The organism is Arthrobacter sp. R4 (genome assembly GCF_051365025.1).
Lineage (GTDB): Bacteria > Actinomycetota > Actinomycetes > Actinomycetales > Micrococcaceae > Arthrobacter.
In genome coordinates this window covers 109,180-123,766 of sequence record NZ_JBLWIJ010000010.1, presented here as the reverse complement: position 1 = coordinate 123,766, position 14,587 = coordinate 109,180, and the positions used below count along the sequence as shown (strand labels likewise).

The 14,587-nt window shown below is 63.2% G+C and carries 16 protein-coding genes; 9 read left to right on the top strand and 7 right to left on the bottom strand.

What is annotated here, in order from left to right:
- Window positions 1–21: 21 nt before the first annotated feature.
- Both ACLKOZ_RS06400 and ACLKOZ_RS06395 read right to left on the bottom strand, forming a co-directional pair.
- Window positions 22–1,518 carry a flotillin family protein gene (locus ACLKOZ_RS06400; RefSeq protein ID WP_436473693.1) on the bottom strand — a complete coding sequence of 499 codons (1,497 nt, stop codon included), beginning with the start codon at window positions 1,516–1,518 and terminating at the stop codon, window positions 22–24.
- A 147-nt stretch (window positions 1,519–1,665) separates the two neighbouring features.
- On the bottom strand, window positions 1,666–2,427 hold the full coding sequence (locus ACLKOZ_RS06395) for an NUDIX hydrolase (protein ID WP_436473691.1): 762 nt from the start codon (window positions 2,425–2,427) through the stop codon (window positions 1,666–1,668).
- Between the two features lie 75 nt (window positions 2,428–2,502).
- On the opposite strand from ACLKOZ_RS06395, the gene ACLKOZ_RS06390 reads away from it, so the two are divergent.
- The gene (locus ACLKOZ_RS06390; protein WP_436473689.1) at window positions 2,503–3,531 is read left to right on the top strand and encodes an SPFH domain-containing protein; all 1,029 of its coding nucleotides are present in this window, start codon (window positions 2,503–2,505) and stop codon (window positions 3,529–3,531) included.
- Window positions 3,532–3,540: 9 nt separating this feature from the next.
- Window positions 3,541–4,440, top strand: a complete 900-nt coding sequence (locus tag ACLKOZ_RS06385; RefSeq protein WP_436473687.1) for a hypothetical protein — start codon at window positions 3,541–3,543, stop codon at window positions 4,438–4,440.
- A 42-nt stretch (window positions 4,441–4,482) separates the two neighbouring features.
- Here the strand turns inward: ACLKOZ_RS06385 and ACLKOZ_RS06380 are convergent, their stop codons facing one another.
- The gene (locus ACLKOZ_RS06380) at window positions 4,483–5,301 is read right to left on the bottom strand and encodes a CPBP family intramembrane glutamic endopeptidase (protein WP_376046518.1); all 819 of its coding nucleotides are present in this window, start codon (window positions 5,299–5,301) and stop codon (window positions 4,483–4,485) included.
- Window positions 5,302–5,496: 195 nt separating this feature from the next.
- Between ACLKOZ_RS06380 and ACLKOZ_RS06375 the strand changes: the two genes are divergently transcribed.
- The 3 genes from ACLKOZ_RS06375 to ACLKOZ_RS06365 all read left to right on the top strand — a co-directional run bounded on the left by ACLKOZ_RS06375 (window position 5,497) and on the right by ACLKOZ_RS06365 (window position 8,447).
- On the top strand, window positions 5,497–5,964 hold the full coding sequence (locus ACLKOZ_RS06375) for a DUF4383 domain-containing protein (protein ID WP_337348148.1): 468 nt from the start codon (window positions 5,497–5,499) through the stop codon (window positions 5,962–5,964).
- A gap of 145 nt (window positions 5,965–6,109) precedes the next feature.
- The gene (locus ACLKOZ_RS06370) at window positions 6,110–7,639 is read left to right on the top strand and encodes an FAD-dependent oxidoreductase (RefSeq protein ID WP_436473684.1); all 1,530 of its coding nucleotides are present in this window, start codon (window positions 6,110–6,112) and stop codon (window positions 7,637–7,639) included.
- Between the two features lie 70 nt (window positions 7,640–7,709).
- Entirely contained in the window at window positions 7,710–8,447 is a 738-nt protein-coding gene (locus tag ACLKOZ_RS06365; RefSeq protein ID WP_436473682.1) for a hypothetical protein, read from the top strand.
- 58 nt (window positions 8,448–8,505) lie between these two features.
- On the opposite strand, the gene ACLKOZ_RS06360 is transcribed toward ACLKOZ_RS06365, so the two are convergent.
- Window positions 8,506–8,997 carry a hypothetical protein gene (locus ACLKOZ_RS06360; protein ID WP_436473681.1) on the bottom strand — a complete coding sequence of 164 codons (492 nt, stop codon included), beginning with the start codon at window positions 8,995–8,997 and terminating at the stop codon, window positions 8,506–8,508.
- A gap of 321 nt (window positions 8,998–9,318) precedes the next feature.
- Here ACLKOZ_RS06360 and ACLKOZ_RS06355 point away from each other — a divergent pair, with 321 nt between their 5' ends.
- Together ACLKOZ_RS06355 and ACLKOZ_RS06350 are read left to right on the top strand one after the other, a co-directional pair.
- Complete coding sequence (locus tag ACLKOZ_RS06355; protein ID WP_436473679.1) at window positions 9,319–9,588, top strand: DUF1016 N-terminal domain-containing protein; 270 nt, start codon at window positions 9,319–9,321, stop codon at window positions 9,586–9,588.
- Window positions 9,585–9,950, top strand: coding sequence for a PDDEXK nuclease domain-containing protein (locus ACLKOZ_RS06350; RefSeq protein WP_436473677.1), 366 nt, complete (start codon window positions 9,585–9,587; stop codon window positions 9,948–9,950). The genes ACLKOZ_RS06355 and ACLKOZ_RS06350 overlap by 4 nt, the downstream gene beginning before the upstream one ends.
- Before the next feature lie 169 nt (window positions 9,951–10,119).
- Here ACLKOZ_RS06350 and ACLKOZ_RS06345 read toward each other — a convergent pair whose 3' ends face one another.
- From ACLKOZ_RS06345 to ACLKOZ_RS06335, 3 genes are read right to left on the bottom strand one after another with little or no spacing between them, the layout of a single operon-like run.
- Window positions 10,120–10,614: a hypothetical protein gene (locus ACLKOZ_RS06345; RefSeq protein WP_436473675.1), complete on the bottom strand. Its 495-nt coding sequence runs from the start codon at window positions 10,612–10,614 to the stop codon at window positions 10,120–10,122.
- Between the two features lie 42 nt (window positions 10,615–10,656).
- A complete protein-coding gene (locus ACLKOZ_RS06340) occupies window positions 10,657–11,523 on the bottom strand; it encodes a hypothetical protein (protein WP_436473673.1) in 867 nt (288 codons plus the stop codon).
- A complete protein-coding gene (locus tag ACLKOZ_RS06335; RefSeq protein WP_436473671.1) occupies window positions 11,507–13,273 on the bottom strand; it encodes an FAD-dependent oxidoreductase in 1,767 nt (588 codons plus the stop codon). Before ACLKOZ_RS06335 ends, ACLKOZ_RS06340 begins: the two co-directional genes overlap by 17 nt.
- 179 nt (window positions 13,274–13,452) lie before the next feature.
- Between ACLKOZ_RS06335 and ACLKOZ_RS06330 the strand changes: the two genes are divergently transcribed.
- Complete coding sequence (locus ACLKOZ_RS06330; protein WP_436473669.1) at window positions 13,453–13,815, top strand: UBP-type zinc finger domain-containing protein; 363 nt, start codon at window positions 13,453–13,455, stop codon at window positions 13,813–13,815.
- A gap of 66 nt (window positions 13,816–13,881) precedes the next feature.
- Complete coding sequence (locus tag ACLKOZ_RS06325) at window positions 13,882–14,574, top strand: MSMEG_4193 family putative phosphomutase (RefSeq protein ID WP_337351118.1); 693 nt, start codon at window positions 13,882–13,884, stop codon at window positions 14,572–14,574.
- Window positions 14,575–14,587 lie beyond the last annotated feature (13 nt).

Sequence of the window (14,587 nt, the reverse complement as noted above, 5' to 3'; positions counted from 1 at the left end):
CGTCCCCCGGTCCGGGAGTGATCACTGTGGTCCGGCCTGTTCCTTGACTGCGCCGTTGCCGGTGCCTCGGGTGGACGCGGCGGGGGCCGAATTGCCAAAGTTCTTAAGCATTTCGATGACGTCGAACCCGGTGGTGTCCTTGAGCATCTGTGCCGTCTGCTGGACACCCGAGGAAACATTTTTGCTCACCTGGCCGGCGCCGTCGTTGGAGATGACCGTCATATTGCTGATGGCGCTCATCGGCGCAGCGATTTCCCGGGCGATGGAAGGCAGAACCTCCAGAAGTTTATTCAGGATGGCTGCCTCGTTGAACTCGCTGTACGCCTTGGCCTGGGCTTCGATGGCCCCTGCCTCAGCCGTACCACGCAGGCCAATGACATCGGCTTCGGCTATACCCTTGGACTTCGTTACTTCAGCCTCAGCAAGGCCCCGGATCTTGTTGATCTCGGTTTCGGCGTTGCCTTTGGCAGTGTTGGCTGCTGCCAGGGCCTTTGCTTCGACCTCGTTGCCGGCAGCCTTGAGCTTGCGGGTTTCGAGTTCAGCGGCGGCTTCAACCTTCGTGGCTTCCGAGATACGGGTACGCCGGGCAAGGTCAGCCGCTGCTTCAGTTTCAACCTTGTACTTGGCGGCGTCGGCAGGCTTGCGGACCTCGATATCGAGTTCCTTCTCGCGAAGTTCGGCCTGGCGCGCCACAACCTGTTGGTTCTTCAGGATAATCGCCTGCTGCTGGTCGGCCTGGGCCAGGGGGCCGGCGGCGTCAGCCTCCGCCTGGCGGGCATCCGTTTCCTGCTTCAATTCGGCGCGCCGGAGAGCCAGCTTCTGCTCAGCTTCAGCCGTCTTCTGGTCTGCCAGGGCCTTCGCTTCCGCCGCCTCGCGCTGGGAGTTCGCTTCGGCAATACTGGCGTTCCGTGCCACCAGGGCGGCCTCCGGACGGCCAAGGTTCTTCAGGTATCCGCCCGCATCGTCAACCGATTTGATCTGGAACGTATCGATGACCAGACCCTGGTTGGTCATGGAGTGCTCGGCTTCCTCTTTAACAGATGCAGCAAACTGGGCACGGTCTTTGATGATCGCGTCAACGCTCAGGGTACCCACGATCGAACGAAGCGAGCCGGAGAGGGTTTCCTGGGTGTAGTGGTCAATCGCATCCTGCTGGTCAAGGAACCGCTGGGCTGCCTTGCGGACAGAAATCTTGTCGCCCCCGACCTTTACCTGCGCAACGCCGGTCAGCTTGAGCTGTATGCCATTGTTGGAGATGGCTTCGATGGTGACTTCAACCTGGCGCGAGGACAGCGAGATGTGGCTGACGCGTTCAGTGATGGGGTTGACGAACGCCCGATTGTTGATGATGACACGGGACTGGTCATCCGAGGTCTCATCCGTCGTATTCGGATCACTCTTGCCGGTGATGAGCATGGCCTCATTCGGCTTGGCAAACCGGATGCTCGAGGTGTAGAAGATAAATCCCGCGATGAGCAGAAGGGCCAGTGCGCCCCCGCCAATCAAAAGTACTGTCATTGTTTCCCCCTATGATGTGTCAGATCGCCCTGGTCATCGCAGATCATGGAGCCCCGGAGTCCAGGTGCGGACTCAACCGCTGCCACAACTTTGTGTGGGCCCCAATTGGCGACAGGCGTCATGCATCAAACCCTACCCGGCAGGGCTTCAGTCCCGCGGCCGCATGATCGGGGGGTTGAGTACAGCCCGCGCCGGCTGCCCTACTGCCGGCCGGGCTGCCGGAGCCAGGCGGAACAGGGCCGCTGGCCGGCCGGCGTCCCCCGCCGTCGTCCGCCCGGTATCTTCCAAGAAATCGGGGGTGCCTGTGGCCTTGCGGTGGAAATTCCGGGGGTCGAGCCGGGTGCCCCAGACGGCCTCATACACTGCCCGGAGCTGGGCAATGGTGAACTCTTCGCCGCAAAAAGCCGCCCCCAAGGGCGAGTATTCGAGCTTTGACTTGGCCCGCTCCAAGGCGTCAGCGAGGATCCGCTCGTGATCGAAGGCGAGCTGCAATCCGCCATCCAGGAGCTGGCCCACGGGGTACCAGGCCGCGTGTTCAGCATCGCTCCCTGCCGCGAGAACCGGAAAGTCAGGCGCGAGCAGCAGGTGGGCCACAGTGAGTACATCCCCGCGCGGATCGCGCCCCTTGGGGCCGTAACTGCCCAGTTGCTCCAAATGGCCCGGGAGCTGACCGACGCCGGTCTCCTCCGCAAGTTCCCGGCCGGCCGCCTCCAGCAGTTCCTCGCCGGCCAGCACGAAACCGCCCGGGAGGGCGAGTTTGCCGCGGAAGGGATCAATGAGGCGGGTGATCAGGAGGACGTTCAGCTGACCGTCGCGCACGGTGAGGGCGACGACGTCGACAGTCACCGGAAAGCGCGCCGGCGCAGCAGGGGTTTCGGTCATGAAGCTATCGTAGGTAATTATCGTCATATTGACAATAAGTTCCAGTGAGCCTTAGGGTTAGTTATCGTCGAAGTGACGACAATAAATGATAAGGAGAACCCCATGGCCAGCATCAAGCGTTACCCTTGGATCAGCCACTTCCTTGGCAGCCCCACCGGCTACGTCGTCCACCTGCAAAAAGGCCAGGTCAGGCACCAGGGGGTGGGCCAGGCATTCTGGTTCCGGCCGGCGAATTCCGTGCTCAGCGAGGTCCCCGTGGATGACCAGGAGCTGCCCACCCTGTTCCATGCCATTACCCGGGACCACCAGGACGTGAGCGTCCAGGCCAACGTGACCTACCGTTTTATCGATCCCGTCTCGGTATCCAACCGGCTCGACTTCGGACTCCAGCATGCCGGTGCAGCCCCGGCCACCGGTCGCGAGCAGGTGGCCACAATCATTGGCCAGTTGTGCCAGAGCCACGCAATCGACCAGATCGCCACCACCACGCTGGCCGAAGCCCTCGAGCGCGGTGTCAGCCAACTCCGCACTGTCCTCACCGAATCGCTGAGGACCGACGCGCGGCTCCTGTCCACCGGTATTGAGATCCTCGGGGTCCAGGTCCTGGCGGTCCGGCCGGAATCCGATGTCGAAAGGGCACTGCAGACGCCCGTCCGCGAAAAACTGCAGTCTGAAGCCGACCGGGCCGTGTACGAACGCAGGGCCGTCGCCGTCGAGCGTGAACGGACCATCTCCGAGAACGAAATGGCGAGCCAGATCGAACTGGCCACCCGGCGCGAACAGCTGGTTGCCCAGGAAGGCGCCAACGCACGGCGCCAGGCCGAGGAAAAGGCCGCCGCGGGACTGATCGAGGCCCGGGGATCCGCCGAACGGAAGGACATCGGTGCCGCTGCCGAAGCAAATCAGATCCGCCTGGTCGGTGAGGCCGCCGCAGCCAGGGAAGCCGCCACCATGGAGGTCTACCGGGGCATGGAGCAGGCGACGTTGCTGGCCTTGGCGCTCCGCGATGCAGCCGGGTCCTTGCCGAATATCGGCAACCTGACCATCACCCCGGACCTGCTCAGCGGAGCACTCGCAGGTCTGTTCAGGGAGCCCGCCACCCCCACGACGCCAACCGCACTCACGAAGTAGGGACACGCCATGGCAAACCCCCGCCTCGTCATCGTCCACCGGCGGACTGAGCTGCAGGAGTTACTGGACCGGCACGCCACGCGGGGCCAGGCCGAATTCTTCCTCCGCACCAGGGGCCGCAGTATCCAGGACGTGCAGGAGCGCCATGACCGGCTCACCGCAGCCCTGGCGTCGCTGCGGACCGCTGTTCCCACCGAGTGGCGTCATGCCGAAGTGGAACGCGCGGACCTTAGCCGTTTCCTGCTCACACCTGAGGATGTCATCGCCGTGGTGGGGCAGGACGGGCTCGTGGCCAACGCGGCAAAATACCTCAACGGCCAGCCCGTGATCGGGATAGACCCGGAGCCCGGAGCCAACCCGGGCATCCTGGTCCGTCACACGCCCGGGGATGCGGCACGGCTGCTCAAGGAAGCTGCAGCGGCCTGGCCTGCGGAACGGCTGGGCTGCCATGAGCTCACTACCGTGACCGCGCGGCTCGACGACGGCCAGGAACTCTCGGGACTCAACGAGGTCTTTATTGGGCACGCCTCACACCAGTCGGCACGGTACCGGCTGACCGCGCCGGATGGGCGGGCCGAGCGCCATTCCTCGTCCGGCCTGATCGTCTCTACCGGCACGGGAGCCACAGGATGGTGCGCATCAATCGCCCTCGAACGCGGAGGACGCCCCCTGCCCGCACCAACAGATACCCGCCTGGCATGGTTCGTCCGCGAAGCGTGGCCCTCCCCCATCACCGGAATCTCGTTGACCGAGGGTGTTTTGGAGCCTGGTGAAACACTGCACATAACCGTTGCATCCGACCAGCTCGTCGTGTTCGGCGATGGCATGGAAGAGGACCGCCTCACGGCATCCTGGGGCCAGGAAATCACGGTACAGCTGGGCGAACGGCCGCTGCGGCTCGTGATGTAGGCATCCAGGCCCCTCAATATGGGCCGTGTCTGCGGAACAGGCTCAGTAGAGGAAGATCGGCAGCCAGTCGCGGTTGTGGGCATGCACGAGCGCGAGGAAGAGAACGAAGTCGAAGAGCAAATGCACCGACACCACATAGGTGAACGATTTCGTCAGCTTGAACGTGTATCCCTGCAGAAGCGCGAACGGGAACGTCAACAGTGGCCCCCAGGCCATGTAGCCGATCTCCCAAAGGAAAGACGAAAAAACCACGGCCTGAAGGATGTTGGCGAGCCAGTCCGGGAAATGCCGCCGCAACAGGGTGAACGTGGTGCAGATGAAGAACAGCTCGTCCCAAATGCCAACAGCGTTCACACCGAGGAAGAGCCGCCAGAAGATGGTGGGGTCGGACGCGTCCGGCCAGTTTTGGTAGACCCCCGTGCTGATCAGGTACACCGGAAGAATAAAGTACCCAAGGGCCACAACAGCAAGGAGGTATAGTTTCGCGCTCAACGGCCAGCGGCGGCCCGTGTTCACGGGAAAGGTGATGATGTTCTCGCGGTAGGCGAAACGCGACACGAGCCACGGTAGGAGCACGGCCAGCGCAAGGGCACCACCCATGAGGGTCATGTGTGTGATGCTCAGGTCAGCGTTCAGGGGAACCAGGCTGATGATAACCATTCCCCCGGCAACCAGCACCAGGTGGCGCACGAACTCGCGGTCGATCAGTGCCGCGGTCACCAGGCTCGTGGCCAGCAGCCCATAACCAAAAAGGTCATTCTCGACGCCAAAAAGCAGCACTCCGGATGCCGAGAGCAGGACCGCCGGCAATAGCTTCCAGGTGAGCGCGGTCCGGGGCGGTTGCGTCGAAAGCGTTGTCACCTCTCAAGCATGTCACTTCTGGAAAAGATGGAGCGGCAGGCAGTATGTTCCCGTCGGCGCCCAAGGCACTGTTTCCCCTGCCCAGGCGCGGTTTTCAGGAGTACGATGTGGGCGTCGGCAGGATTCCTGCGACTCCTTGCCGCGGTCCGGTTCTCCACCTGAAGAGCCGGCAGTTTGCGTGAATGGGAGACCAAAATGACTACCGCTTCACACCCCGCCCACCACCACATGATGGGGTTGACGCTTCACAACACCGCCATGATTGTTGGTGCCGTTTTCCTGCTGGTAGGCGTCCTCGGGTTCATCCCGGGAGTCACCACCAATTACAGCGCCATGACCTTTGCCGGACATGAGTCCGGGGCCATGCTGCTTGGCGTCTTCCAAGTGTCCATCCTGCACAACATCGTGCATCTGCTGTTTGGCGTGGCCGGCATTGCCATGGCCAGGACAAACCGGATGGCCCGCTGGTTCCTGCTGGGCGGCGGCGTTGTGTACCTGCTGCTGTGGATCTACGGCCTTGTCATTGACATGAACGCGGCCGCAAACTTCGTGCCATTCAACACAGCGGACAACTGGCTGCATCTGGTCCTGGGTGTTGGCATGGTGGGCCTGGGCCTCTGGCTGGGCCGGGATGCCATGGAGAAGAAGGAAAGCGTTATGTAACTCCTCCACGGTTCGTGGAAAACCGACGACGGCGGCCGTCCCCCGGGTGAAATCCCCGGGCCGGCCGCCGGCTGTCCCTCTGCGGCGGCGGCTGACGCAGCACAAACCACAGCCGGGTAGTAGAGCAGGACCCTGGGGTGAGGCAGTGAAGGATGCAGCGAACAGTGATCGGCCCGAAGGTGAACCTGCCTCTCTCTGGGTCGCGACCGCCGGAACCACCGATTTTCCCGTCCTGAGCGGAGATCTCGACGTCGACGTCGCAGTTGTCGGGGCGGGCATCGCAGGGCTCACCGCAGCGCTGGCACTCAAGCGGGCTGGCCGGAGGGTCGCGGTCATCGATACCGCCCGCATTGGAACGGGCGTCACCGGCCATACAACCGGCAAGGTCACCTCCCTCCACCGCCTCGCCTACACCGAACTTGCACGCAGCCATGGCACGGGCACCGCCCGCGTCTATGGGCAGGCCAACCAGGCAGCGATTGAACACATCGCGCAGGTTGTGGCCTCCGAAGCCATCGACTGTGACTTCCGCAGGGTCGCCAATTACACCTACGCCGAAACTGATGACGCGCTCGACCTCGTGCGCGCCGAAGCCAACCTTGCCGCCCTGCTCGACCTTCCGGCCACCTTCACCGCCGAGGTGCCCCTGCCGTTCCTTGTCAAGGGCGCCGTCCGATTCGACGGCCAGGCACAAATCCATGCCGTGAAGTACCTCCAGGGTCTGGCCCGCGCGGTAAATGGCGAGGGCAGTTTCGTCTACGAGGAAACCCGCGTGCAGGACGTCCATGACGGCTCCCCTGCCGTAGTCAACACCGACAACGGCACCATCCGGGCCCGCGACATCATCGTCGCCACGAATGTGCCATGGGGCGGCCAGGGCATGTTCTACCTGCGGTCCCATCCGCACCGCTCCTACATCGTGGCCGGGCGCGTGGACACGCCACCGCTGGACGCCACCTTCATCAGCGTCGACGAACCGATGCGCTCCATTCTGACCGCCAGCGTCAACGGGGCAAGCTACGTGCTGACGGGCGGCGAGGGCCACAGTGTCTCCGAGCCCGGCGACACAGCCGCACGGTACCGCAGACTCTCAGCATTCGCCCACGACCGCCTTGGCGTGGACAAGATCGCCTACCGCTGGTCAACACAGGACGGCATGCCGCTCGACGGGCTGCCGTATGTGGGACTGATGTCCCCCACCGCCAAACACGTGTATGTGATCACCGGGCTGCGCAAATGGGGCTTGTCCAACGGGACCGCTGCCGCGCTCATTCTCGCTGACACCCTCACTGGCCGGGAGAACCCGTGGGCCCCGGTGTTCAACAGCAACCGGATAACGCCGGTTTCCAGCGCCAGACGGTTCGTGAAGGAGAACATCAGGACCGTGGCAGCGGTCCTGGCCGGCAAACTGGGAGGCAGGTCCAGCCAAGCGGACCTGCTGCCGGGCGACGGGGCTGTCATTAAAGTCAACGGTCAGAGCACCGCCGTGTACAAGGACGCCGATGGGGAGATCCACGCGGTCTCCGCCACCTGCACCCACCTGGGCTGCACCGTCGGCTTCAACGCCGCCGAGGCCACCTGGGACTGCCCCTGCCACGGCTCCCGTTTCACTACCGACGGCACTGTCATCCATGGGCCCGCTGCCAAGAACCTCCCTCCCGCGCCGATGCCCTGATCGCCGTCGAGGTCTTTCCCCCGGTACGTTGGACTCAACAACGAGAGACGACCATGCGAACAGGTGCTCGATGAAACTCGAAAAAGCGCAGCGTCCAGCTGACTGGCTGAACCAAATTGACCGCTCGGCCAAAGTCGAGGGCATCGTACCCGCCGTCTTTGAGTCATATCTGCGCATTCTCCACAAAGCTCACCCCGCCGGGACAGCTGCTCCTGGCTACAATTTCTCCCCCGAGGCTAGCTGGGAGGCTGTCGCGACTGCACTGGGGCGCAGGCTCTCACCTGGAATCAGATGGGCCGAGCTCTCCGGAGCATATGGGGAGCCGGCATCAGTGCCGGGGCTTGGCACCGTGTACCCGCCTGAGGAAGGCCGCCTCGATGGCGCAGGATTCCGAGCCTTGGCCCGCGTCCTCAGCAAGACGACTGACGGACCCGTCCTGGCAGCGTTCTGGACAGGGTGGGAGCCAGCCGTAGAGGACAGTGAATCAGCAAGGGCCATCCGCCAAGGGGACACCGTCTCCATCCAGGGCGAGCAGTACGTGCTCTACAGCCTTGAAAGCCACGACCTGGCCGACGCCAGGTGGATGCTGACGCCGGCATTCGGATGGGCTCAGGGAAACGGTCTCACGCCCAACTACCTGTGGCCGGCAGACGGAAGCTGGTGCCTTGGCACGAGTATCGACCTTGACTCCAGCGTTCTCGGAGTGCCCTCCGCTGTCCTGTCTGAAGTGGAAGCGCTCCCGGAGCTCGAAACTCTTCATGTCACGCCCTTCACCGACTTGTCCTCGTCAATACCGAAACCCCGCTGAAACGGTGAGGGCACCGCGCTCTTCGGCGCGGCACCGTCAATCGTGTGCTTGTGGGAGGCTATTTGCCGCAGCTCAATGGGGTCTTCACCGTCGAAACTGATGAGTAATACGTCCGTCCCGCCTGCACGCTGGTTCCGTTCGTTGTTTGCACGAACGTCGACGTGTTCCAGTTCTTACAGAACCACTCGAGAGAAGTCAGCGTCAGGGTACGAGTGTTATAGCCCGTTTGACCTCTGCTCGCCATGGGGACCCAGGAAAGACCACCCCATTCCACGATGTACAGCACGCTGCTGTGGCTGATCTGACTGGGCGTTCCGACCAGGCATTTGGTATAGGGCTTGGCTCCGACCGAGCCGTAGCCGGACGATTGCCTAGGGTGCACGACTGAGGGATAAAGCGTGCAGACGTACGGGTCAAAGGCTTGGGTGGTAATCATCTCGCCGGTGGTCTCACCGGCTAACTGCTTATAGATGGCTGGCTGGCCCGCGATCTGTCCGTGCGTCGAGGGTCGTGCGTAAATCCCCGTCAGTGCGCGCGGCCACTTCTTCAAAGCCTTGAAGAAGCAAATCTGCGCTCTCGCGGCTCACGGGTTGATTGGCCACCGGCCACGACAGGCTGGCCCGGTCCATGGTGTTCTCCAAGGACAGGCAAGCCTCGGAGGTCGACAATTTGGGAGCTGACGGGTCAGTTCGGGATGAGGATATCGCACAGCCTGCCGAGAGATGATGCATGCAAGGGCAGCGGCGGCCGCTAGTCCATCGAATCGAGTATTCACTATTCAGAACCTCCAGTGGTCTTCTGAGATAAGTCCACACATTTATGGGAATGATTCTCAATTGGCCGTGGTCCTAGATGTCAGGGACGCTTCCCAATGTTGCAACAGCCTGTTGCAACATTGGGAAGGGGCCACAACGTCATCCTCCTCGACAAACTTGGGGACCCGGACGCCCGGCTCTGGTACGCAACCGCCGCCGTCGAAAATGGCTGGTCCCGTAACGTACTCGCCCACCACATCGAGACGAAACTCCACGAACGTTCCGGGAAGGCGATCACCAACTTCCAAGCGACCTTGCCGTCGTCGGGCTCGGACCTTGCCCAGCAGTCTTTCAAGACCCCTACGTCTTCGACTTCGTGGCCATGACGGGCACACGGAATGAGCGTGAGCTCGAGGGGCAACTGGTGGTGCACGTCGAAAGGTTCCTGTTGGAACTCGGCCAGGGATTCGCTTTCGTTGGCAGGCAAGTCCGGCTGACTATCGGGGCGGACGAATCTTTCGTCGACCTGCTGTTCTACAACCTCAAGCTCCGCTGCTTCGTTGTGGTCGAGCTGAAGGCCACTGCCTTCAAACCCGAGTACCTGGGCCAGATCAACATGTACATGTCCGCCGTGGACGATCTTCTCGCCCATGCGGATGACCAGCCGACCATCGGTCTACTGCTGTGCAAAACCAAGAAAACAACGTGGTGGCCGAATACTCGTTGCGGGGCTTCTCCAAGCCGATAGGCATTGCCGAATGGGAATCCGAGATAGTGAAGTCCCTGCCGGAGGAATTCACCTCAACACTGCCGAGCATCAGCGAACTCGAAGCCGAGCTGTCGCAGGGCCTTTAGCCAGGGGATCCAGGCAACCAGGCGGAATCACCGTGGCTCAGACTCGTTCGAACGAGGACACCTCAGTCGTGTTTCACCGCAGGGCTTCGCATTCCGCTGTAGGCCACGCCGACCCCTGCCAGGAAAATCAGGACTGCGAGGTAGACCGGGCCGAGGTGCCCTATCGTTGCCAACCCCCACGGGTAATGCGCCGGGAGGGCCACGGCGAGTCCTACGGCCGGGACCACAACTGCTGTGGCGAAGGCCCACCGTTCCCCTCGGCGCACCCCGAACCAGGACAGGCCCGCAATGGCGAACCCGGTTGCAGCGATGAAGCCGCTGAGCGCAATGTGCAGATGGCTGATGTAGTGATGCAGCTGCGGGCTGAATGCCTCGACTTCCGCCATCCCCTTGTCCACTTGATCGGGGCCGATACCCAGCTCAAGGAAGGCGCCCGTAAAGTTGAGCCCCAGGAAGACTGCGGCATACGCAACGAAAGCCAGCCCCGCAAGCGTCATGAGAGCCGCTCCCGCCCTAAGGCGGGCCTGGTTCCCCGGGGTAGTTTGGATGGCAGTCACAGCCGCCGCCCCCTCTCCTCTTCATGTAGGTACTCGATAAGCTCACGTAATGCCGGCCCGGGCTACCGGCGAACGGGACAGTGCGAGTGCCCATCCGCCGGCCAGTCCAATAGCAAGCAATACGGTCACGAAGCCGATAGCCTGCGCGCTCGCCCATGTCAGGGCCCCGCCGTACCGCAGCAGGGCAATCGCCTGCAGGATGACGAAGGCAACGGAGGTCAGGGCCACGGGCCGGACGGTGCGGAGGTCGCCGCTCTTTTGGCCCTGGGCGGCGGCCCACCCAAGACCGATCAGCCACGCCCCGATCGCCCTCGCGGTGAGCTCGGACAGTGGCCACGGCCACCACGTCGCGGCAGGAATGGGTACTGCCAGGAGCGCCACGCCGTACAACAGCAGTACGCCGGCAATTCCCACCAGGAGCACCCGGAGTGCAGGCGGTAGCACTGGCCGTCCCGCCGTTATGGACTTCGGGACAGGACGGCGGGACCGGACCTGTCTCCAGCTGATGACGACCATTGCCACGGGCACCATGGCGTAGATTGCCAGCCACGCCCACGTGGCTATCTGGGCAGTGGGAGCAGCGTCTGGTGACAAGTGGAATCGATCAAGATGAAGCAGCGTGACTCCGAGGGTCAATGTGGTGAAGACGAACACGGGCCAGACTGCCAGCCTCGCTGACTCCCAACTTGCTGAGCGGGCGCCGGTTACCTCAAGGCCGGCGGCCGACCAGTATGCCGCACCGAGGAAGACCGCGGTCATGGGCGGATTAACTGTCCACGCGAAGAATTCATCAGTCTGCAGAGTAAACACGAACAGCACGAGCCCGGCAAGAAACACGAGGAACGCAGCGACGTAGAGCAGCCACCGCATCGGCGGAATCAGCGGTGTGACCTCACTTGAAGCGGACATCACCGGGCAGTTCCTCTCGCGAGGCCGCCTCACCAGGGGCGGGGGGCGGGACAGGCAGGGGGTTCTCCGCCAAGTAGGTGTGAAGCATCGAGACCACTGTGGCGCCGTCCCCGACGGCGGTCGCCACTCTTTTGATCGAACCGGCCCGGACGTCACCGATTGCGAAAATGCCGGGCATGCTGGTTTCCAACGCCAATGGCTGCCTGTCCGGCCTGACGGACCCGGCATCCCTGTTTTCCCGGCTGACGCCCGTGCGCAGAAAACCGGCCGGGTCACGCTCTACGGTGTCGGGCAGCCACGAGGTCCGCGGCACCGAACCGATAAGCACGAACAAGCCACCCGCCTCGATCTCCTCGCTCGGGGTTGCGTCGGGAGCTCCGGGCGCGGCAACCTCGACGGCGGCAAGGAATCCATCCCGATCGCGGGCCCCCACGATCACACTGCCATAGCGGATCGCAACGTTCCGGGTGGCCTCAAGTTGGGAGATGAGGTAGTCCGACATACTGACCGAAAGAGTGGGTCCTCGCACCAGGAGCGTCACGTGCTTAGCGTACTTCGCAAGGTGCAGAACCGCCTGGCCGGCCGAGTTGCCCCCACCCACGACGCAGACGTGCTTTCCGGCCATCGACGGCGCCTCGGAGACTGTGGCCCCGTAGAAGACGCCTCTGCCGACCAGATCCTCCAGCTGAGGCAGGCCGAGGCGACGGTAGTCCACGCCGGTAGCTACCACCACTGAGCGGCACCGTACGACGCTGCCATCGGAAATCGACACGGGGTAGCATGCTCCGTCTACGCCAATCCCCTCCACCTTCCGCAGGAACAGAAAATCCGTGCCCAAAGTCCAGGCCTGGTGAAATGAGCGGTAGGCCAGGTGGGCGCCGCTCACACCGCGGGAGAAACCAGGGTAGTTGCGGATCAACGAGCTCGTGCCGGCCTGGCCTCCCACAGCCTCGCCCTCCACCACCATGGTGGAGAGGCCCTCGGAGGAGGCATACACGGCGGTCGCAAGACCGGAGGGGCCAGCTCCCACGACCACCACATCGAAGATCTTGTCCGCTGGTGGCGGCCGCGTCACCCCCATCGCTTCGGCGATCTCCAGGTCGCTGGGGTTCTCGAGGACAATTGGTGGGACGGTGAACTCCAGCACCATGACCGGCAGCTTGGGGTCGCGCAGGTCCACGCTCTCCAGCGTCCGTTTCGCCGTCTCTGACCCGGCAGGGTGGAAAACCACCGGAATGTGGTTTCGACTCAAGGAGTCGCGCAACGTATGAGTTCTTTCGTCGCCTACATCCCCGATCAGCCGGACCGCCTCAAACCCGACCCCTTGGGCCAGGTGCCAGTCGTCGAGGGCGTCGGTAATCGCCCCATGGAATTCTTCGTCGCGCAATCGTTCGGGACGTATGATCACCAATTCGGCGTATCCCTGCGCGATCGCCCGGAATACAGTGGGGGCGCTGGCGAAGTCACCCCATATCACCACAACGCCACGCTTGGCGGCCGGGTGATAGCCATAAGCACGGCGCAGGAATTCCAGTCCACCGCGGTCAGCCGGTCCGTAGCACCCGAGTATGAGGGCGACCTGGCGATTCCAGCGCCGGAGCCCCTCCAGCACCGCCCTCCCGTGGGCGTAGTCGGCGCAGGTCACCACCTCGTAGTCGGCACCGTACCGTCGACGTAACTCATCTCCAAGAACGCGCCGAGAGGTCGGGTCTGTGGTGGCAATCAGCATGATCGGAACCGAGGGATCCATGGCCGCCGTCTTTCCGGTTCAATGGTTCGGTGGCGCTCACGATACTCGCGCCATGACATTGGGGACAAGGGCCTTTGTTCCCCCGATTCCGCCATTCCGAGGGCGCTGGGATTCTGCCAGAATAGCTCCCTACAGTGGGCAAGCTGGATGCAGAACCGGAACGATGGATGGAGGACCCCATGGAGGATCGCCCAATTCCGGGAATCAACCTCGCCGCCACACCCAGCGGAACAGGGTGCCAGGAGTGCCTTAGCGGTGACGGCCCGGGGTGGTGGCTGCATCTTCGCCGCTGCGCCCAATGCGGCCACATCGGATGCTGTGATTCATCACCCTCACAACATGCCAGTGCCCACGCGCGCACCGCTGGTCACCCCATCGTGAGGTCCTTCGAACCTGGGGAGGACTGGTTCTATGCGCACACCACGAAGAAGTTCTTCCGCGGCCCGCGGCTTCCGGATCCTCAGTCCAAACCAGCGGACCAGCCAGCGCCTGCGCCGGCAGACAAGGTACCGGCAGACTGGCGGGAGCGCCTGCACCGGTAACCCCTGACCGGGCATCAAACGTGCTGTCGCCAAGGTTCGGCGAAGGATGCTGGCTAGGCTGGGTGGATGGCAACAGTTATCCTCGTGCGGCATGGCCGCACCACGGCCAATGCCGCCGGCCTGTTGGCGGGTCGGGCGGCCGGCGTCAGTTTGGACCAGCTCGGGCGCGAACAGGCAGCCTTGACCGGAGACCGGCTCGCGGCCGTGCCCGTAGTTGGGGTGGTATCGAGCCCCCTCGAGCGTTGTCAGCAGACCGCCCAGCTCATCCTTGATCGCCAGGCTGGCACTCCGTACGCGCCGTTGGAACCCGATCTTACCGAGTGTGATTACGGCCAGTGGCAGGGCCGCACGCTCAGTGATCTCGCAACCGAAGATCTGTGGTCAGCTGTGCAATCGCAGCCGTCCTCCGTCATCTTTCCCGGCGGTGAATCCATGGCCGCAATGCAGGCCCGGGCGGTAGCAGCAATTCGACGCCACGATGCAGCCTTCGAAGCAGAGTACGGGCCAGGGGCCGTATGGGTGGCGGTGAGTCACGGTGATGTCATCAAATCAATTGTCGCGGACGCGCTCGGCATGCACCTCGACCTGTTCCAGCGAATTAACGTGGGCCCTGCCTCCGTATCGATCGTCCACTATGGTGCTGTTCGGCCGACCGTCTATGCGACGAACACCGACGCCGGCGATCTGTCCTGGCTGTCGAAGGGCATCAACTCCGGCGATGCGCAGGTGGGCGGCGGCGCAGGGCAGAAGTCGCAGTAAACCTCGTGTGCCT